Source organism: Massilia yuzhufengensis (assembly GCF_900112225.1).
Classification (GTDB): domain Bacteria; phylum Pseudomonadota; class Gammaproteobacteria; order Burkholderiales; family Burkholderiaceae_D; genus Telluria; species Telluria yuzhufengensis.
Window position 1 is genome coordinate 17599 of sequence record NZ_FOLD01000023.1, and the last position, 19121, is coordinate 36719.

Below are 19121 nucleotides of genomic sequence, written 5' to 3' on the forward strand. Positions count from 1 at the left end.
CAACTGACGTAATTACATGGTAGATTGTGGACAGATGTGTCCACCAATGGAGGCTTCATGAGAATTGGCATACCGGCCGAGACCAGGCCGGGCGAGACCCGCGTCGCTGCAACTCCCGAAACCGTCAAGAAGCTGGCCGCGCGCCACCAGCTGCTGGTACAGGCCGGCGCCGGGGTGCGGGCTTCGATCCCCGACGCCGCGTATGAGGCGGCCGGGGCCAGCATCGTCGATGCCGCCACCGCGTTCGGGGCCGACATGGTCCTGAAGGTGCGCAGCCCCGATAGCGCCGAACGCGCCCAGATGCGTCCCGGCACCGTCCTGGTTGGCATGCTCAACCCTTTCGACGCCGACAATCTGGCCCTGCTTGCCGCCGCTGGCCTGTCCGCCTTTGCGCTGGAAGCCGCGCCGCGCATCACGCGCGCCCAGTCGATGGACGTGCTGTCGAGCCAGGCCAACATCGCCGGCTACAAGGCCGTGATGCTGGCCGCGAACACCTATGGACGCTTCATGCCGATGCTGATGACCGCGGCCGGCACGGTGAAGGCCGCGCGGGTGCTGATCATGGGCGTCGGCGTGGCCGGCCTGCAGGCGATTGCCACCGCCAAGCGCCTGGGGGCCGTGATCGAGGCTTCCGACGTGCGTCCGCCGGTGAAGGAACAGGTGGAGTCGCTCGGCGCCAAGTTCATCGACGTCCCCTACGTCACCGACGAAGAACGCGAGATCGCCAAGGGCGCCGGCGGCTACGCGCGGCCGATGCCGGCCGACTGGATGCGGCGCCAGGCCGAACTGGTGCACGAACGCGCAAGACAAGCCGACATCATCATCACCACCGCGCTGATCCCGGGCCGCAAGGCGCCGCTGCTCATTTCCGAGGAAACGGTGCGGGCCATGAAGCCCGGTTCCGTGATCGTCGACATGGCCATCGAACAGGGCGGCAACTGCCCGCTGACGGAACTGGACCGCACCGTGGTCAAGCACGGCGTCCACATCATTGGCGAGCCGAACCTGGCGGCGATGGTGCCGGCCGACGCGTCCGCGCTGTACGCGCGCAACGTGCTGGATTTCCTCAAGCTGGTGATCGACAAGGAAGACAAGTTCGTGATCGACCGCGAGGACGAGATCGTGCGCGCCACCCTGGTGTGCGCGGACGGCGCGGTGCTGCGGACCTAAGAAGAACGGAACGAGGAGCGAAGCATGGAAATCAGCCACACCATCATCAACCTGATCATCTTCGTGCTGGCCATCTACGTCGGCTACCACGTGGTCTGGAACGTCACCCCCGCGCTGCACACGCCGCTGATGGCCGTGACCAACGCGATCTCGGCCATCATCATCGTCGGCGCCATGCTGGCCGCAGGCCTGACCGAAGGGCTGACCGGGCAGGTGGCCGGCACCCTGGCCGTGGCGCTGGCCGCCGTGAACGTCTTCGGCGGCTTCATGGTCACGCGCCGCATGCTGGAGATGTTCAAGAAGAAGGAGCCCAAGGCAGCCAAGCCTGCCACGGCGCCGGCTGCGGGGGAGCAGGCATGAACTTCATCAGCATGAATGTCGTGACGCTGTTCTACCTGGTGGCGTCGGTATGCTTCATCCAGGCGCTCAAGGGCCTGTCCTCGCCCTCCACGGCGCGCCTGGGGAACAGCTTCGGCATGGCCGGTATGGCGATCGCGGTCGTCACCACGGTGGCCCTGATCTTCAAGCTGCAGGCCGAACTCGCTACGGGCCATGGCATGGGCTTCCCGCTGGTGATCCTGGGCGTGGTGGTGGGCGGCGCGATCGGCGCGGTGGCGGCGAAAAAAGTCGAGATGACCAAGATGCCGGAACTGGTCGCGGCCATGCACTCGCTGATCGGCCTGGCCGCGGTGTGCATCGCGATCGCCGCCGTGTCCGAGCCCTGGGCCTTCAACATCGCCACGCGCGAGACCCCGCTGCCCTTCGGGAACCGGCTCGAGCTCTTCATCGGTACGTTCGTGGGCGCGGTGACCTTCTCGGGCTCGGTCATCGCCTTCGGCAAGCTGTCGGGCAAGTACAAGTTCCGCCTGTTCCAGGGCGCGCCGGTGCGCTTCGCCGGCCAGCACATCCTGAATCTGGTGCTGGCGCTGGGGCTGGTGGCGCTGGGCCTGGTGTTCTGCTTCGCCGACGGCGTGGCGCCCGCCTGGACGCCTTTCATCCTCATGGCCGCCATCGCCTTTGTGCTGGGCGTGCTGATCATCATCCCGATCGGCGGCGCCGACATGCCGGTGGTGGTGTCGATGCTGAACTCCTACTCGGGCTGGGCCGCGGCGGGCATCGGCTTCTCGCTGAACAACTCGATGCTGATCATCGCCGGCTCGCTGGTGGGTTCGAGCGGCGCGATCCTCTCTTACATCATGTGCAAGGCGATGAACCGCTCCTTCTTCAACGTGCTGCTGGGCGGCTTCGGCGGCGAAGCCGTGGTCGACGACGGCGGCGCGAAAGAGCAGCGCCCGGTCAAGGCCGGCTCGGCGGAGGACGCCGCCTTCATCCTGCAGAATGCGGAATCGGTGATCATCGTTCCCGGCTACGGCCTGGCGGTGGCGCGCGCCCAGCACTCGGTGAAGGAACTGGTCGACAAGCTGACCGAACATGGCGTGCAGGTGCGCTACGCGATCCACCCGGTGGCCGGGCGCATGCCGGGCCACATGAACGTGCTGCTGGCCGAGGCCGAGGTGCCCTACGACCAGGTGGTGGAAATGGAAGACATCAACGGCGAATTCGGCCAGACCGACGTGGTGCTGGTGCTCGGTGCGAACGACGTGGTGAACCCGGCGGCGAAAGACCCGAAATCGGCGATCGCCGGCATGCCGATTTTAGAGGCCTACAAAGCCAAGAGCATCATCGTCAACAAGCGCTCGATGGCTTCCGGCTATGCGGGCCTGGACAACGACCTGTTCTACCAGCCCAACACGATGATGGTGTTCGGCGACGCCAAAAAGGTGATCGAATCGATGGTCAAGGCGGTGGAATAAGGCCGTGCGTGAGCGGCGCTTCAAGGTGTTCGGGAAACTGGTGAGCATCACCGGCGCGCCCGGCGCGTGGCAGGCCTGGTATCCGGGCAGCGACGGCAAGCGCCGTCCTGCCGGCTTCATCATCCCGCACGACCTGCCCGAAGACGGACTGGCCGACTACCTGGCCGACCTGTTCCACGAAGAGGCCACGCCGCGGCGCTCCACAGTCGAGCGCCTGACGGACAATTAACGGCGGCCGAACATCATCAGGTCGGCCAGCAGCAGGCGCGCGGGCTTGACGACGTCCAGCGCCGCCAGCGACAGGCCAAGCAGGGGCTGCAGCGGACCCACGGCGGTGAAGGCGCGGGCCATGGAGTCGGTCAAACCGATCGTCAGGCGCCGGTCCTGGGCGCGGTCGCTCATGAAGGCCCCGATCGCATCCGGGGTGGCGCCGCGCGCAAGCCGGCGCGCCAGCACGGCGGCGTCGCGCAGGCCGAGGTTCAGGCCCTGGCCGGCGACCGGGTGCAGGGTTTGCGCGGCGTTGCCGATGGCGACCGTGCGGGCCGTTGCGCGGGCTTCCGCGTTCAGGCCGAGGGGGAAGGCGATACGCGGGGAGCTGGCGGTGAATGTGCCCACGCGGCCGCCAAACGCCTCGCCCAGCTGCGCCAGGAATGCCGCGTCGCCCAGCAACTGCACGTCGGTCGCGCGCTGCGGACGCATGCACCATACCAGCGCGTACTGGTAGCCGTCGGCGCCTTCCTGCGGCAGCAGCGCCAGCGGGCCTTCGTCGGTGAAGCGCTCGAAGGCGCGGTGGGGGATCGGGGCGCTGGCGCTGACACGGGCGATCAAGGCGGTTTGTTCGTAGTCGCGTTGATGGGCCTTGGTGCCCTGCTGGCCAAAGACACCGCCTTCGGCCTGCACCGCCACCTGCGCGGCTACCGTGCGACCGTCCTCCAGGTGCAGCAACACGCCGCTGTCCTCGTCATCGAACGAGGCGACCCGCGCCGGGCGCAAGGTGGTCACGCCGGCGCGTTCGCAGGCGCGCGCCAGCGCGTCGACCACGTCGCCGTAGCGCGCAACATAGCCCAGTGCATCGAGCTGGTGCTCGGCGCGGTCCATCAGGCTGCGGCCAAGCTGGCCGCGGCGCGAGATGTGGATCTCGTGGATTGGCGTGGCCGGCAGCGGCCAGGCCTGCACGTCTTCCAGCAGCTGCACGCTGCCCCAGGACAGCGCGATCGAGCGCGGGTCCGTGATCGCCTGTCCCAGCGACTTGCCGTCGATGAGGGCGATGCTGCTGCCCGCCACGCCGCGGCGAACCAGAAATGCGGCCAGCGCCAGGCCTACCGGGCCGGCGCCGCAAATGGCGATATCGACTTCGATCCGTTCGTCTGCCATCAAGCTTCCCCCATCAATGCTTCGACCTCGGCGACCGCCTTCGGTGCGTCGCCCGAGAGGATGCGGCAGCCGCCTTCGGTGACGAGCACGTCGTCCTCGATCCGGATGCCGATGTTCCAGAACTGCTCAGGCACGCCTTCGGCCGGGCGCACGTAGATACCCGGCTCCACCGTCAGCGCCATTCCCGCCAGCAGGGCGCGCGAAGGGTGCGCGGGCAGGGACAGGTCGCGGTAGGGCCCGACGTCGTGCACGTCCATCCCGAGCCAGTGGCCGGTGCCGTGCATGTAGAACTGCAGGTGGGCCTTGTCGGCGATGGCGTCTTCCACCGACGCGTACTTCGACTTGGCGAGCAGTCCGAGGTCCAGCATGCCGCCGGCCAGTACCTTCACCGCCGCCTCGTGCATGTCGCTGTAGGGGCGCCCGGGCACGATGGCGGCGAAGGCCGCTTCCTGCGCCTGCAGCACCAGCTCGTACAGGATTCTTTGCGGTTCCGTAAAGCGCCCGCTCACCGGCCAGGTGCGCGTGATGTCGGAGGCGTAGCCGTCGAATTCGCAGCCGGCGTCGACCAGCACCAGTTCGCCGTCGCGGCATGGCTGGTTGTTGGCGCTGTAGTGCAGCACGCAGGCGTTGGCGCCGGAGGCGACGATCGGGGTATAGGCCGGGAACTGGGCGCCGTTGCGGCGAAATTCGTGCTGCAGCTCGGCTTCGATTTCGTATTCGAACACGCCAGGCCGCGTAAAGCGCATCGCGCGCGCATGGGCCGCGGCGGCGATGGCAGCGGCGCGCGCCATCAGGGTCTGTTCGCCCGCATCCTTGAGCAGGCGCATCTCGTCGATCAGGCCAGACAGGTGGTGCGTCGCAGAAGGCGCCGTGATACCGGTGCGGCCCTGCGCGCGCACGGCTTTGAGCCAGCCGCTCACCTGCGCATCGAGCGCGGCGCTGTGGCCCAGCGCGTAGTACAGCGCCGGTACATTGGCCAGCAGCTTGCCCATCTGCGCATCGAGTTCGTCGACCGGGTATGCCTCGTCGAAACCGAACGCCACGCGCGCCGCTTCCGGTCCATGGCGGAAGCCATCCCAGATTTCGCGCTCGAGGTTTTTCTCGCGGCAGAACAGGATAGCGCGCGCCGGCGCGTCGCCGCGGGCGGCGACGAGCACCAGCACGCTCTCCGGCTCGGTGAAGCCGGTCAGGTAGTAGAAATAGCTGTCGTGGCGGTAGGGGTAGTCGCTGTCGCCGTTGCGCAGCACTTCCGGCGCGGTCGCCAGCACCGCGACGGCGCCCGGCTGCATCTGCGCCGCCAGGCGCGCGCGCCGTTCGGCGTACATGGCGACGCCTGCCGTCATGAACCCGTCTTGGCCGCCTTCAGCGGCGCGTTCAGGTCTTCCAGCTGGCCCACGGTGCCGACGTTGACCCACTGGCCCGTATAGAGTTCGCCGCCCACGCGGCCCTGGTCGATGAACTTGCGCATCAGGGGGCCGAACTTGACGAAGTCGCCGGCGGTGATTCCGTCGAACATCTCGGGGCGGTAGACGCCGATGCCGGCGAAATTGAACTTCTCCGGGCCCTCGTTACGCAGCGTGTACATGTCGAGGGCGAAGTCACCCTGCGGGTTGTGCCACGGATTGGGCGTGAGCCACAGCCAGGCGATGTCGCGCTTCTCAAACGGGTAGGGCACGCCCACCATGTCCTTGTCCTTCACCACATCGAACACCTGCGAAAAATCGAAATAGGGCGCGTAGATGTCGCCCGACACCGCCAGGAAAGGCTCGTCGCCCAGCAGGTGCAGCGCGTTGGCGATGCCGCCCGCGGTTTCCAGCGGGGTGGGCTCGTGCGAATACACGATGCGCGCGCCATACTTGCTGCCGTCGCCCAGCTCTTCCTCGATCATGTGGCCGAGGTGGGAGTGGTTGATGACGATGTCGGTGATCCCGGCACGCACCAGGTTGAGCACGTGGTAGGTGATCATCGGACGGCCGCGCACCTTGAGCAGCGGCTTGGGGCAGGCGTCCGTCAGCGGGCGCATGCGCTCGCCGCGGCCTGCCGCGAAAATCATCGCTTTCATGGGCGCGTCCTCAGAAGGTGTAGCCGACCGCGGGCGCCTTGTCCTCGAGTGCGTCGAGGAGGCGAATGAGCGGCTTGAGTTCGGTGTAGCGGTTGGCGGTCTTGCGCACGTAATCCATCACGGTCGGCAGGTCGCCCATGTAGATCGGCTTGCCGTCGCGGTAGTTCAGGCGGCAGAAGATGCCGAGGATCTTCAGGTGGCGCTGCAGGGCCATGAATTCGAAGTCGCGGTAGAAGGCGTCGATGTCCGGATTGACCGGCAGGCCGAGCTGCTTGGCGCTTTGCCAGTAGCGCACCACCCAGTCCAGCACGGTCTCTTCGTCCCACTGGATGTAAGCGTCGCGCAGCAGCGAAGCCAGGTCGTAGGTGATCGGGCCGTAGACGGCGTCCTGGAAATCCAGCACGCCCGGGTTGCCCGTTTCCAGCCACATCAGGTTACGCGAATGGAAATCGCGGTGCATGTAGACCTGCTGCTGCGCCAGCACGTTGGCGGTGATCGCTTCGAATACCTTGTCGAGCTGGGCCTGCTGCTTCTCGTCCAGCGTCACGTTCAGGTGCTTGCCGATGTACCACTCCGGGAACAGGTTCATCTCGCGCAGCACGAAGGCGCGGTCGAACTCGGCCAGCTTGCCCGGCTCGCTGGCCAGCTGGAACTTCAGCAGGGCGTCCACCGCACTGGAATACATGAAGGCCGCGTTGTCGGCATCCAGGCGCGCCAGGTAGGTGGTCACGCCGAGGTCGGACAGCAGCAGGTAGCCGCTCTCGACCTTTTTGGCGACGATCGCCGGCACCGTGACGCCGGCGTCCAGCAGCAGTTCCTGCACGTGCAGGAAGGCCGGCACGTTCTCGCGCTCGGGCGGGGCGTCCATCGCCACCAGGGTGGCGCCCAGTTTGTCGCGCATGGCGGGGACGACGTCGTAACGGAAGTAACGGCGGAAGCTCGCGTCGGACGACGCCGGGCGGCCCGTCTCGACTTCCACCAGGCCGGTCGACGCCAGCCATTCGGTCAGCCCTTGCAGGCGAGCGTCGTTGCCGGCGGAAGTGGAGGAATTTTGATACAAAGAAGACATGAAGCAGCCTGGTGAATCCGGTTGGTTGAAGGTAGGGTAGGAGAAACCCATTACTGGAATCTCTCCCCCCTAGGAACCGTGCGTGCGACTTTCACCGCACACGGCTCGAGCTTAATAAAAGTTCCTACGCAGGAACCGGCTTAACAACTTTGATGTTTTGGCTATGCACGCGGGCATGGCAAGTTGGATGCAATAATACGCGATTTCCTAGTGCGTCGGAGCCCCCTGCCACACGGTATTCTATGTGGTGGTCGTGCCATCCTGTGCCCATGTCCATCTCGCATCCGCAGAGCGCACACAAGCCGCTTTGGTCCATGTAAAGGGTTGCTAATTCGCGACGGTAGCGCAGGTTTTTCAACATGCGATCCTGCCTGAGTTTTTCGCCCTCGGCTTCCCATTGCGGGTCGTAGGGATGAAACTCTCCCTTGATTTTCTTGTGCCGTTCGATAGCTGTGTCCGGTAGCGAATACAGTTCTCTTGCGCCTTTCTTGCCATCCTTTGTTATCACGTCCGCAGTGAACACGTTTGCTTTGTCGGCGACTGGACGCCAGTACCGCTTGCGTATCCAGTCACGGTTCTTGTTCGGGTGTCTTCGCATGGCCCACCGGAGGAGCCGCCAGTGCAGGCGCGACTCCATCTTGGTGAACGCCTTTTTGGCTACTACGGGGCTGTGATACTGCGCCCAGCCTCGCAGCATTGGGTTCAGCAGGTGAATCAGGCTTTCCTGCGTCGCCGCCAAGTTGTCGCCGATGACCTTCCTGAGCTTTTCATAGAACGCTTTGGTGTTCTTCTTACTCGGCTTGATCAGTAACTTCCCGGTGTACTTCCGGAAGTTCCAACCCAGGAAATCGAAACCGTCTTCGATTTGCACGATTCGGGTCTTCGATTCAGATAGACGTAATCCCCTGACTGCGAGGAAGTGTTCGATCCAAGGTTTTACTTCGTGTTCCAGCGTCTCTTTCGATTGGCCAGTGACCACGAAGTCATCTGCGTAACGCACGACATTCACTTTCCGTTCCTTGGCGCCCCGGGTTTTGAAGCGAGCGATGAGATGCTCTTTCAATTCCTTTTCGAGCCCATTCAACGTCCAGTTGGCCAAGGCAGGGCTGATGATGCCGCCCTGCGGTGTCCCGGCGTCGGTGCTGACTAATTGCCCCCGGTCGACTACCCCGGACTTCAACCACTTCTTCAGGATCACTCTGTCCATCAAGACATTGCTGGCCATCCAGTCGTGGTTGATGTTGTCGAAGAAGCCCTCTATATCTGCATCCAGGACCCATGTTGCCGAGTCCTTTTTGCTTAGATTGAGAAAGAGCTGAGACATCGCGTCGGCAGTGGCTCGGTATTTCCTGAACCCGTAAGAGTTCGGGTCGCTCCGCGTTTCCAGTACCGGATCGAGTGCCAGCAGATGTAGTGCCTGCATGGCCCGGTCGCGCATGGTAGGGATGCCCAACGGGCGCATCTTTCCATTGGCCTTGGGGATATAGACTCTCCGAAGTGGCAGGGGCCTGTAGCCATGTCTCTTCAACTGCGCAATTGCAGCGAGTTTCTGCGAGGGGGAGTCCCATAGTTGCTGGTCCACCCCTGCGGTACGTTTGCCTTGATTCTCGGTCACCCGTTTTACTGCCAGCGCTTTCGCACTGAACGAGTGGGTCAGCCAACGTTGCAAGGCTTTTACCCTGCGCCATTTGCCTTCCTGTGTCGCCTTCGTCAAGCGGCGCTGCATCGCCATCACATTCCTCTGTACCAGTCGCCAATCAATGGCGGACCAGTCCCGAGGGGCGTGCGAGGACGCAGAACCGGGATGACTATCGATTACTTTCATGCTGTTCCTCGTTCGGTAAGACCCCGGAGGACGCAGCGACCTTGAGGGCGCAGGTCCCTTCAGGGTGATTGTTTTCTTTAGGTGTTTGCAGCTGGTTGACGACTATTGCACCAGATGGAAGTCTGCACCCTTTCAGGTTCGGACAAATCTTGAATCCGTATCCGGACGATTACAGCCCGGCGTTCGCTTTCTCCATCCTCCCATACCCGCTCCTCCTTCAGATCCTCTTGCGATTTTCCTGCCGTACCCATCTTGCGAGTGGACGGCGAAGGGTCGGGCTTACCACGTTCCCCACGATATCGACGCGACAGGTTGTGTCGCGACTGGCTGTTTAGGGTCCATCTCTCCCCCGGTGGTGTTTGTGACGACGTATCCCCAGAATAAACAGAGATAACCGACCACTTACCGTTTTGGTTAAGGCGCGATGTTGCAAGCAGCTTTCGCCTAGCTATATTTACGAGGGTTCAAGCGATGATTCACATTACGTTACCCATGCAGCACTCACCTAGCCCCTTTACCACCTTCGCTGCTGGCAGTATCTGACCCTACACTCGCGTGCGAGGGCCACCGAGATTCTCGGGGGTACATTGTCATCGGAGCTTCACACCCCACCGTTGCCAGTGACGCGTGTCCAAGTAGGTGACGAGCGGTCGTGCGCTCGGTCGCGGTCCATGACCTCTGGGAGGTCTTGGCGCGACAAGACATCGAGGAGCTATCGCCCTTGATTTTGAGATGTTGCGGCGGGGGCCGCTTCCAGAACACGAAGTGGACCATTGCGGTCCTCGTGGCGTCGAATGAATGAACGCTTTAGTTACTCGGGTTGACTTTGCGCTTTACCCATTTGAAGACCGCTACATACGGTTCAAGGTAGAGACGCGAATCGTCCTTCGCGACCTGCTTCATGTGTGAAAGAAATTCACGCAATGTCATGATCATTCTCCGTTGTGTTTTGACAACAGATCAGCAGTGCTTCGCTGGGTTCCATAGCTGACAGAACAGGTTTCTGAGGCGGATGCCTCTTTCCCCTGTTCAATTGTATCGTACCCTCTGCAGATATATTTGCATCTCCAGGATCAAGTAGTTATCGTTAATAATCAACGAGTTACCCTACTTCTACCTGCTTTACATCAATGCCGAAAACCGGCGTCGTTGGCGAACGTGTCGCACTTATTCCCATATAATAAGGGATTCATTCCAAAAATACCGCCCTTTATGGCGCTTCCTGATTCTCCATGAGCTGGTTTACGGCCTACCCTTTTCCTCCCCGGCAGGCACGTGCGCTGTATGCACTGGCTGCTGCCGCCGCCGCCGCATCCGGACCGCTATACGCGCAGGCTGTTTCTCCTGCGCCACATCCAGATGAGCAAGACCTGCCGATCACGATTCGCGCCGAAGACATCAGCGGCCGTCCCGACCGCCAGCTGAACCTCGCGCGCGATGTCGAACTGACACGCGGCCAGACCCGGCTCACCGCCGACGTCGCCTGCTACATGAACGTCGAGGACGAAGTCACTGCGTCCGGCAACGTCAAGCTGTGGCGCTTCGGCGACCGCTACAAAGGCGACGAACTGCAGCTGAACCTGGAGACCGGCAAGGGCTATGTGCTGCGTCCCGAGTACCGGATGCAGCTCAATAACGCCCAGGGCAACGCGGCGCGCATCGACTTCCTCGGCGAAGACGTGGCGCTGGTGCGCGACGGCACCTACAGCACCTGCGAAGGCCCGGACCCGGACTGGTACCTCAAGTCCAGCACCCTGCGCCTGGACAGCGGGCGCGACGTGGGCCTGGCCGGCAAGACCATCATCTATTTCAAGGACGTGCCGATCATCGGCACCCCGGCCCTGTCGTTCTCGCTGTCGGGCGCGCGCCGCTCCGGCTGGCTGGCGCCCACCGTGGGCTTCGGCTCCAAGGGCAAGGCCGAAGTCATGGTGCCGTACTACTTCAACATCGCGCCCAACCGTGACCTGACGGTGTATCCGCGCATGATGTTCGACCGCGGCCTGCAGCTCGGCGCCACCGGGCGCTACCTCGGTGTCACCGAGCGCGGCGCCTACAACGGCGAGACCCACGTCGAGGGCCTGCGCCACGACCGCGAGACCGGCGAAGACCGCTGGCGCGTCGACTCGATCCACACCCAGGGCCTCGGTCCCGGCTGGTCCTACGGCTGGAACCTGCACGCGGCCTCCGACGACGAATACCCGAGCGACTTCTCGCGCACCGTGGCGGTCAGCGCCGAGCGCCAGCTGCTGCGCGAAGTGCGCACCGACTACAGCGGCCAGTACTGGACCCTCGCCGCGCGCGCCCAGAACTACCAGGTGCTGCAAGACCCGGCCGCCACGCCCACCAATGGCCTGGCGGTGCCGCGTCCCTACGACCGCCTGCCGCAGATTAACTTCCACGCCGGCCGCTACGACGTGCAGGGCTTCGACTGGGCGGTGGACGCCGAGGCGGTGAGCTTCTGGCACCCCGATTTCGTGCGCGGCAACCGCGCCGTGCTGGTGGGGCAGGTCAGCTACCCATGGGTGCGCCCGGGCTGGTTCATCACGCCGAAGGTCATCACGCACCATACCAAGTACGACCTGGACCGCGCGAACTACAGCGGCCCCACCAAGCTGTCGCGCAGCCTCAATACCGTCTCGCTCGACAGCGGCCTGGTGTTCGAGCGCGAGACCACGCTGTTCGGCCGCGCCATGACCCAAACCCTGGAGCCGCGCATGTTCTATGTGCGCACCCCGTACAAGGACCAGAGCCAGTTCCCGATCTTCGACACCGGCCGCGCCGGCTTCAACTACGCGCAGCTGTTCAGCGAGAACCGCTACGTGGGCTTCGACCGCGTGTCCGACGCCAACCAGCTGACCACGGCCCTGGTGTCGCGCTTCATCCAGCCCGACGGCGCCGAGCGCCTGCGCCTGGCCTTCGGCCAGCGCCGCTACCTCGACGAGCCGCTGGTGCGCCTGCCGGGCGAGCCGGTGCACCAGAGCCGTTCCGACGTGCTGCTGGCGGCCTCGGGCCGCATTTCGGAGACCTGGAGCTTCGATAGCGGCGTACAATATGACGCGACCGGCAGCAACCTGTACAGCTCGAACCTGAGCATGCAGTGGCAGCCGGCCCGGATGAAGGTCCTCAATGCCGAGTACCGCTACCAGCGCGACAGCTTCCGCAACGTCGATTTTTCGGCGCAGTGGCCGCTGTCGGCGCGCTGGTACGGCGTCGGGCGCGTCAGCTATGCGCTGCGCTCCTACGGCGTGGGCGGCGCGACGCCGGTCGGGAAGGGCAAGCTGCTCGAAAGCCTCATCGGCCTCGAATACAAGGCCGATTGCTGGATCTTCCGCATGGGCGGCCAGCGTTTCGTGACCGCCGCCCAGACCACGTCGACCTCGGCCTTCTTCCAGCTCGAGCTCAATGGCCTGTCGCGCCTGGGCCTGGGCAATGCGCTCGAGACGTTCAGCAAGAGCGTCCCGGGCTATACGCAGTTGAACACCAACGTGGGACGGCCTTAAGGCCCTCCTAACCGGCAGTCGGTACACTGCCCGCCGGTAAACTGAATAACTATTCACCTGAATGAGTGCTTTCCAGATGACGCGTTCCACCCGTTTGCAACAAGTTAAGCTTGCAGCAGCGCTGCTGTCGGCCCTGGCCGCGGGCCAGGTATTCGCCCAGGCCGCCGCACCCGCAGCCCCCGCAGCCGCGGCCCAGATCACGAAACCGGGCAGCGGCTTCCTGCCGCCGGCCTCGAGCAGCGCCAAGGTGATCGATTCGATCCAGGTGGTGGTCAACGACGAAGTGATCACGAAGAACGAGGTGCGCAACCGCGTCGCCCAGACCACCCAGAACCTGAAGGCGCGCAACGTGCAGCTGCCCGACACAGCCACGCTGGAACGCCAGGTCGTGGAATCGATGATCGTCGAGCGCGCGCAGGTCCAGCTGGCCAAGGAAATGGGCGTGCGCATCGACGACCGCACCCTCGACGCCACCATCGGCCGCATCGCCGAGAACCAGAAATTGTCGGTGCAGGAGATGCGCAACCAGATGGAAAAAGAGGGCCTGGCCTACGCCCAGTTCCGCGACGACATCCGCAACGAAATCATGCTGCAGCGCCTGCGCGAGCACGAGGTCGACGCCAAGATCCAGGTCTCGGAAGCCGAGATCGACACCTACCTGGTGGCTTCCAAGGCCGCTGCAAGCGAGAAGGTCGAGCTGAACCTGGCGCAGATCCTGGTGGCCGTGCCCGAAAACGCGTCGCCCGAACAGATCGCGGCACGCCGCGCGCGCGCCGAGGAAGTGGCGCGCCAGCTGCGCACCGGCGCCGACTTCAGCAAGATGGCGGCCACCTATTCGGACGCCCCCGACGCCCTGAAAGGCGGCGACATCGGCTGGCGCGACCCGGACCGGCTGCCGCCGATCTTCGCCACCGAACTGCGCAAGCTCAAAGCTGGCCAGGTCACCCCGATCATCAAGACCAACAACGGCTTCCACATCCTGCGGGTGGCAGAGCAGCGCAACCTGGCCGACGCGGCCGCCGGTGAAAAGAGCGTGGTCCAGCAGACCCGCGTCAGCCACATCCTCATGAAGCCGACGCCGACCATGACCGTGGCCGACGTCAAGCGCAAGCTGCTCGAGCTGAAAGAGAAAGTCGCGAACAAGAGCGCGAGCTTCGAAGACGTGGCGCGCCAGAACAGCCAGGAACCGGCCAGCGCGGCCAAGGGCGGCGACCTGGGCTGGCTGGCGCCGGGCGACGCCGGTCCTGAATTCGACAGCGCGCTCAATTCGCTGCAGCCGGGCGAGATGTCGGACGTCATCGAGTCGCCGTTCGGTTACCACATCCTGCGCGTGGTCGAGCGCAAGTCGGAAGACCAGAGCGCCCAGAAAGAACGCGCGCTGGCCCGCCAGGTCCTGCGCGAGCGCAAGATGCAGGAAGCGCTGGAAGACTGGATGCGCCAGGTGCGCGACCGCGCCTACGTCGAGTTCCGCGAGGAGCAGTAATCACCATGGGCATGATGCAGGCGCGCCGTCCGGTCCTTGCGGTCACGGTCGGCGAGCCGGCCGGCATCGGCCCTGAAATATCGATCCGCGCGGCCTGGGCGCTGCGCGAATCGGCCAACTGCGTGCTGCTGGGCGACGCCGCCTTCCTGGCGCTCACCGCCAGCCTCATCGACCCGGCCATCCGCCTGTCGGCCCTGTCGATCCAGGCGCTGAGGAATGGCGGCCTGCCGCACTTCGGCAAGGATCGCCTGGCCGTGATCGACGTGCCACTCGCGGCCCACGTGGTGCCCGGTACGCTCGATGCCGAGAACGGGCGCGCCGTACTGGCCACGCTGGACCTGGCCATCGAAGGCGCGCAATGCGGCTGGTTCGAAGGCATCGTCACCGCCCCGCTCCAGAAAAGCACGGTCAACGACGCCGGCGTCCACTTTTCCGGCCATACCGAATACCTGGCCGAGAAAACCGGCACGCCGAAGGTCGTGATGATGCTGGCCGGGCAGCCGGGCGGCGGCCAGCCGTACTTGCGGGTGGCGCTGGCTACCACCCATTTGCCGCTCAAGGACGTCCCGGCCGCGCTCACGCGCGAGGCCCTGGCGCAGGTGATCGACATCATCGACGCCGACCTGAAAGCCAAGTTCGGCATCGCCGCTCCGCGCATCCTGGTTACCGGCCTGAACCCGCATGCGGGCGAGAACGGCTACCTGGGCCGCGAAGAGATCGAGGTCATCACGCCGGTGCTGGAAGCGGCGCGCGCGCGCGGCATCGACGCCCGCGGCCCGTATCCGGCCGACACCCTGTTCCAGCCCAAATACCTGCAGGACGCGGACTGCGTGCTGGCGATGTACCACGACCAGGGCCTGCCGGTGCTCAAGCACGCCACCTTCGGGCGCGGCATCAACATCACGCTCGGCCTGCCGATCGTGCGCACCTCGGTCGACCACGGCACCGCGCTCGACCTCGCGGCCCAGGGCCTGGGCCAGGCGGACTGCGGCAGCATGATCGAGGCGATCCGCGCCGCCATGCAGATGGCGGCGTCACGCCGCCCGTAACGAACAAGAAAGCACCAACATTCCATGAAACACGTCGCCCGCAAGCGCTTCGGCCAGAACTTCCTGACCGACAAACTCGTCCTGAACAACATCATCGACGCCATCGGCCCGCGCCAGGGCGAGGTGATGGTCGAGATCGGCCCCGGGCTGGCCGCCATGACCGCCCTGCTGCTCAAGCAGCTCGACCACATGCACGTCGTCGAGCTCGATCGCGACCTGGTCGCGCGCCTGGAAAAGGCCTACCCGCGCGACAAGCTCACCGTGCATTCGGGCGATGCGCTCAAGTTCGACTTCGGTTCCATCCCGGTGCCGGAAGGACAGAAGCTGCGCGTGGTCGGCAACCTGCCGTACAACATCTCCAGCCCGCTGCTGTTCCACCTGGCGGAATTCGCCCCGCTGATCGAAGACCAGTACTTCATGCTGCAGAAGGAAGTGGTCGAGCGCATGGTGGCCGAGCCGGGCACCAAGGCCTACAGCCGCCTGACCGTGATGCTGCAGTGGCGCTACGACATGGACCTGATGTTCATCGTCCCACCCACCGCCTTCGACCCGCCGCCGCAGGTGGAATCGGCCATCGTGCGCATGATCCCGAAGCGCGAACAGCTGGAAGTGAACGGCGCCACGCTGGAAAAGGTCGTCGCCAAGGCCTTCTCGCAACGCCGCAAGGTGATCCGCAATTGCGTGGCCGGCATGTTCACCGAAGCCCAGCTGGTGGAGGCAGGCATCGACCCGAGCCTGCGGCCGGAGGCGGTGACGCTGGAGCAGTATGTGGCGTTGGCGAATTTGTTGTAAGAATACTCACGCCGTGCTTAGCGGACGCTGCCGAAGCCGCAGAGTCTGAAACTCTCGACATCAAACAACGTCGTTCCGGCGAAGGCCGGAACCTAATTTCGTTACGTCAGGTTAACGCCACAAATGACAGTGGTGGTTCGCGAGCAAAATTGGGTCCCGGCCTTCGCCGGGACGACGGTGCGAAGGCTAGCGACCTACGGTCCAAGCCCATCTCCACATTGCACCGCACCATCGCAGCGCATCCCCCATTTCAGCCCTTCATCCGCCCTTTCCTGCAATCCGTCGCACCCCGCTGGAGCTGCGAGGGCCCGTTCGCTAAAGTGCATCCATCGACAAGCCGCAAGCGGCCCACCACTCACCGAAGGAGCACGACAATGAACACCCTCAAGCACATGGAAGCCATCTTCGTCATCGCCCTGGCCCTGGCCGGCGTCAGCAGCTACGCCAATGCCGCCACCACCCGCGCGCTTGACGCCTATAACGCCCAGGTGTCGGTCGGCGAGTCGCAGGTCGCGGTCGTGAAGGTCAGCGCCAAGCGCGGCTAAGCAGCCGGGCGAAAAAAAAAGCCCGCTCAGGGAGCGGGCTTGAAATCCAATTCTTTTCTGAGGAGAGTTGGAGGAGACAGGAGCAAGTATGCTGCGTTACAGCATATTAGTCCAATTTTCCTTTCGCATACTCGACATACGTTTTTAGTATATCTCTCAGGTGCTCGGCACGCAGTTGATATTGATGTTGGTGATCGCTACATCGCCCATCGTCCCGGTCGGGTTTTCGATGGTGCAGCGGCGGCCCACCGGCTGGGTCACGATGGTGACGCCGTAGGTCTCGCCATAGAACACTTCGATCGGCATCGTGTAGTCGAAGGCGGCGCCGGTGGTGTCGGTGGTGGACGGGATGATGCTGACGGTACCGCTGGTGCTGCCGTTGGCCACGACCAGGCCGGTGTTGTCCTTGGTCAGGCCAGTGACCTTGCCGCCGATAGGGTTGTCATTGATGAAGCATTCCATGCGCACATTGATCGCGGCGAGGCGGCCGGCCGTGTCGGACGCGCTCAGCGGGAAGTTGCGGTGCACGGCGCAGGTCTGGTGCAGCGGCTGGTTCTTGATCGTGACGTTGTAGGTGTCGCCGTACTCGAGCTTGTTCGCGAAGCTGAAGCTCACCGCGTCGCCAGGCTTGGCCGGCGGCGCCACGGGAAGGTCGCTGCCACCATTGTTGAGCAGCACCAGGCCGGGGTACACGATGCCATCGACCGAGCCGGCCACCGCATAGTTATCGTCGCCGCCGCCACCACAGGATGCGAGGCCCAGCGCTACTGCCAGCACGCATGCCGGACGGATCAGGTAAGACTTCATTCAGTACGCTCCAGGATAATTAAGTACGCGGGCCACAGGTGACCGCCGCATTGGTGATGTCGTTTGCGCCCATCACGCCGGTGCCATTGGCAACCGTGCAGGTCTGGTTGTCCGGCTGGGTCAGGATGGCGATACCGTAAGGCGCGTCTTCGTTGACCTTGGCCATCGCGAACGTGGTGGCGCCGGCAGCCACGGGCACGCGGTCCGAGCCATTGACCAGCACCAGGTTGGCGCCGGTCAGGCCGCTGACGGTTCCCTTCAGTTCATGCGTCTTGATGGTGCAGACGATCGCCACGGTGGTGATGTTGAACGCCACCTTGCCGGTGTTGTTGAATGGCTTGCACTCGAGTGCATTGCTCGGGCTGGACTTGACCTGGATGTTGTAGCTGGAGTCGGTTTCCACGAGGTCAGGGAAATAGAAGGTGCCCGAGCCGGTGCTGGTCGGTGCGATCACCAGGTCGGCGCCGCCGTTGTTGGTCAGGACCAGGCCGGTCTTGGTCACGCCCGAAAACGAGCCACCCACAACCAGGTCGCCATCGCCGCCGCCACACGCGGTCAGCGCAAGCGCGCATGCCAGCGCCGCGCCAACACGCAGGTAGGAACTCTTCATAATCTCTCCAATTAAATCTGACTGGTAACAAGCAACCGAGGTGCATCCAGGCGTGCAACTGGTCAGTTGACACGGGTAAGGACGCGGTTAGACGGAATTCGCCCAACATTTTAGTTCATTTGGCAAGCAGCTGGACGGTTTGCCTTTGTATCACGGTGTAACCGCCGGTACTCGGGTACAGTGACGATTGATTTCTACCGGTGTGCTCGCTATCCTTGAACGAGCACCGTTCCCACCCGATCCCGACCATGACCCTCCTGCGCCGCGCCTGGCCCAAAGCCGTAGTGTTCGACCTCGACGACACCCTGTGGCCGATCGCCCCCGTCATCCTGGAGGCCGAGCAGATCCTGTTCGCCTGGCTGCGCGAGCATGCGCCGCGGGTGGCGCAGCAGTTCAGCATCGAGACCCTGCGCCACGCCCGGCTCGAGCTGCTGGCGCGCCAGCCCGCGTTCCAGCTCGACCTCGGCGCGCTGCGCCGGGCCGGCCTGATCGCCGCCTTCGAGCAGGCCGGCGAGGATGCCGGCAAGGTGGAACTGGCCATGACCGAGTTCTTCGCCGCCCGCAACGCCGTGATTCCCTACGATGACGTGCTGCCCGGGCTGTTGCGCCTGAAGGGGAGGGTGCTGGTGGGCTCGGTCACCAACGGCAACGCCGACCTGCAGACCATCGGCCTGGACCGCCACTTCGACGCCTCGGTGTCGGCGCCCGCCTTCGGCGTCGCCAAGCCGGACCCGACCATCTTCCAGGAAGCCTGCCGCCTGCTCCGGGTGCTGCCCCAGGACGCGGTGTACGTGGGCGACGACCTGCGGCTGGACGTGCAGGGCGCCCAGCGCGCCGGGATGCGCGCGGTATGGATGAACCGGGTCGGCAAGGCCAACGACTCGGGCGGCTACATCGAGCCCGACGGGGAAGTGCACAGCCTGGACGGCCTGCTGGACTGGCTCAAGCGCGAACACGCTTGATTGGCACAGCGCGCGCCCACGCGTGCATAATAGCGGCACACCCCTGCCTCTTCCAATCC

17 protein-coding genes are annotated in these 19121 nt (G+C 64.3%); 10 read left to right on the forward strand and 7 right to left on the reverse strand.

Features of this window, described 5'->3' with window-relative positions; all coding sequences use genetic code 11:
• Positions 1 to 57: 57 nt before the first annotated feature.
• Genes BM031_RS17500 through BM031_RS17515 form a run of 4 tightly spaced genes read left to right on the forward strand, consistent with a single transcriptional unit; the run spans position 58 to position 3213 of the window.
• On the forward strand, positions 58 to 1170 hold the full coding sequence (locus BM031_RS17500; protein WP_091875855.1) for a Re/Si-specific NAD(P)(+) transhydrogenase subunit alpha: 1113 nt from the start codon (positions 58 to 60) through the stop codon (positions 1168 to 1170).
• Between the two features lie 24 nt (positions 1171 to 1194).
• The gene (locus BM031_RS17505; RefSeq protein ID WP_091875856.1) at positions 1195 to 1530 is read left to right on the forward strand and encodes an NAD(P) transhydrogenase subunit alpha part 2; all 336 of its coding nucleotides are present in this window, start codon (positions 1195 to 1197) and stop codon (positions 1528 to 1530) included.
• Positions 1527 to 2984: an NAD(P)(+) transhydrogenase (Re/Si-specific) subunit beta gene (locus BM031_RS17510; RefSeq protein ID WP_091875857.1), complete on the forward strand. Its 1458-nt coding sequence runs from the start codon at positions 1527 to 1529 to the stop codon at positions 2982 to 2984. The genes BM031_RS17505 and BM031_RS17510 overlap by 4 nt, the downstream gene beginning before the upstream one ends.
• A 4-nt stretch (positions 2985 to 2988) precedes the next feature.
• Positions 2989 to 3213, forward strand: a complete 225-nt coding sequence (locus BM031_RS17515) for a DUF7661 family protein (RefSeq protein ID WP_091875858.1) — start codon at positions 2989 to 2991, stop codon at positions 3211 to 3213.
• On the opposite strand, the gene BM031_RS17520 is transcribed toward BM031_RS17515, so the two are convergent.
• The 5 genes from BM031_RS17520 to ltrA form a co-directional block, all read right to left on the reverse strand.
• Positions 3210 to 4358: an FAD-dependent monooxygenase gene (locus BM031_RS17520; RefSeq protein ID WP_091875859.1), complete on the reverse strand. Its 1149-nt coding sequence runs from the start codon at positions 4356 to 4358 to the stop codon at positions 3210 to 3212. The two genes, BM031_RS17515 and BM031_RS17520, sit on opposite strands and share 4 nt — an antisense overlap.
• Positions 4358 to 5701 carry an aminopeptidase P N-terminal domain-containing protein gene (locus tag BM031_RS17525; protein ID WP_091875860.1) on the reverse strand — a complete coding sequence of 448 codons (1344 nt, stop codon included), beginning with the start codon at positions 5699 to 5701 and terminating at the stop codon, positions 4358 to 4360. The genes BM031_RS17520 and BM031_RS17525 overlap by 1 nt, the downstream gene beginning before the upstream one ends.
• Positions 5698 to 6420, reverse strand: coding sequence for an N-acetylmuramate alpha-1-phosphate uridylyltransferase MurU (gene murU / locus BM031_RS17530; protein WP_091875861.1), 723 nt, complete (start codon positions 6418 to 6420; stop codon positions 5698 to 5700). The genes BM031_RS17525 and murU overlap by 4 nt, the downstream gene beginning before the upstream one ends.
• A gap of 10 nt (positions 6421 to 6430) precedes the next feature.
• Positions 6431 to 7489: an aminoglycoside phosphotransferase family protein gene (locus BM031_RS17535; RefSeq protein WP_091875862.1), complete on the reverse strand. Its 1059-nt coding sequence runs from the start codon at positions 7487 to 7489 to the stop codon at positions 6431 to 6433.
• 124 nt (positions 7490 to 7613) lie between these two features.
• Entirely contained in the window at positions 7614 to 9314 is a 1701-nt protein-coding gene (ltrA, locus tag BM031_RS17540) for a group II intron reverse transcriptase/maturase (protein ID WP_091875863.1), read from the reverse strand.
• A 1232-nt stretch (positions 9315 to 10546) separates the two neighbouring features.
• Between ltrA and BM031_RS17545 the strand changes: the two genes are divergently transcribed.
• The 5 genes from BM031_RS17545 (at position 10547) to BM031_RS25600 (ending at position 16683) form a co-directional block, all read left to right on the forward strand.
• Positions 10547 to 12814, forward strand: a complete 2268-nt coding sequence (locus BM031_RS17545) for an LPS-assembly protein LptD (RefSeq protein ID WP_091875864.1) — start codon at positions 10547 to 10549, stop codon at positions 12812 to 12814.
• A 76-nt stretch (positions 12815 to 12890) separates the two neighbouring features.
• Entirely contained in the window at positions 12891 to 14297 is a 1407-nt protein-coding gene (locus BM031_RS17550) for a peptidylprolyl isomerase (RefSeq protein ID WP_091875865.1), read from the forward strand.
• An 11-nt stretch (positions 14298 to 14308) separates the two neighbouring features.
• Positions 14309 to 15346, forward strand: coding sequence for a 4-hydroxythreonine-4-phosphate dehydrogenase PdxA (gene pdxA, locus BM031_RS17555; RefSeq protein WP_091875917.1), 1038 nt, complete (start codon positions 14309 to 14311; stop codon positions 15344 to 15346).
• A 24-nt stretch (positions 15347 to 15370) separates the two neighbouring features.
• Complete coding sequence (rsmA, locus tag BM031_RS17560) at positions 15371 to 16138, forward strand: 16S rRNA (adenine(1518)-N(6)/adenine(1519)-N(6))-dimethyltransferase RsmA (RefSeq protein WP_091875866.1); 768 nt, start codon at positions 15371 to 15373, stop codon at positions 16136 to 16138.
• 374 nt (positions 16139 to 16512) lie between these two features.
• Positions 16513 to 16683: a hypothetical protein gene (locus BM031_RS25600; protein WP_177207805.1), complete on the forward strand. Its 171-nt coding sequence runs from the start codon at positions 16513 to 16515 to the stop codon at positions 16681 to 16683.
• Positions 16684 to 16839: 156 nt separating this feature from the next.
• On the opposite strand, the gene BM031_RS17565 is transcribed toward BM031_RS25600, so the two are convergent.
• Positions 16840 to 17490, reverse strand: a complete 651-nt coding sequence (locus BM031_RS17565; RefSeq protein WP_091875867.1) for a hypothetical protein — start codon at positions 17488 to 17490, stop codon at positions 16840 to 16842.
• A gap of 19 nt (positions 17491 to 17509) precedes the next feature.
• The gene (locus BM031_RS17570; protein WP_091875868.1) at positions 17510 to 18100 is read right to left on the reverse strand and encodes a hypothetical protein; all 591 of its coding nucleotides are present in this window, start codon (positions 18098 to 18100) and stop codon (positions 17510 to 17512) included.
• A 248-nt stretch (positions 18101 to 18348) separates the two neighbouring features.
• Here BM031_RS17570 and BM031_RS17575 point away from each other — a divergent pair, with 248 nt between their 5' ends.
• Complete coding sequence (locus tag BM031_RS17575; RefSeq protein WP_091875869.1) at positions 18349 to 19062, forward strand: HAD family hydrolase; 714 nt, start codon at positions 18349 to 18351, stop codon at positions 19060 to 19062.
• Positions 19063 to 19121: the final 59 nt, after the last annotated feature.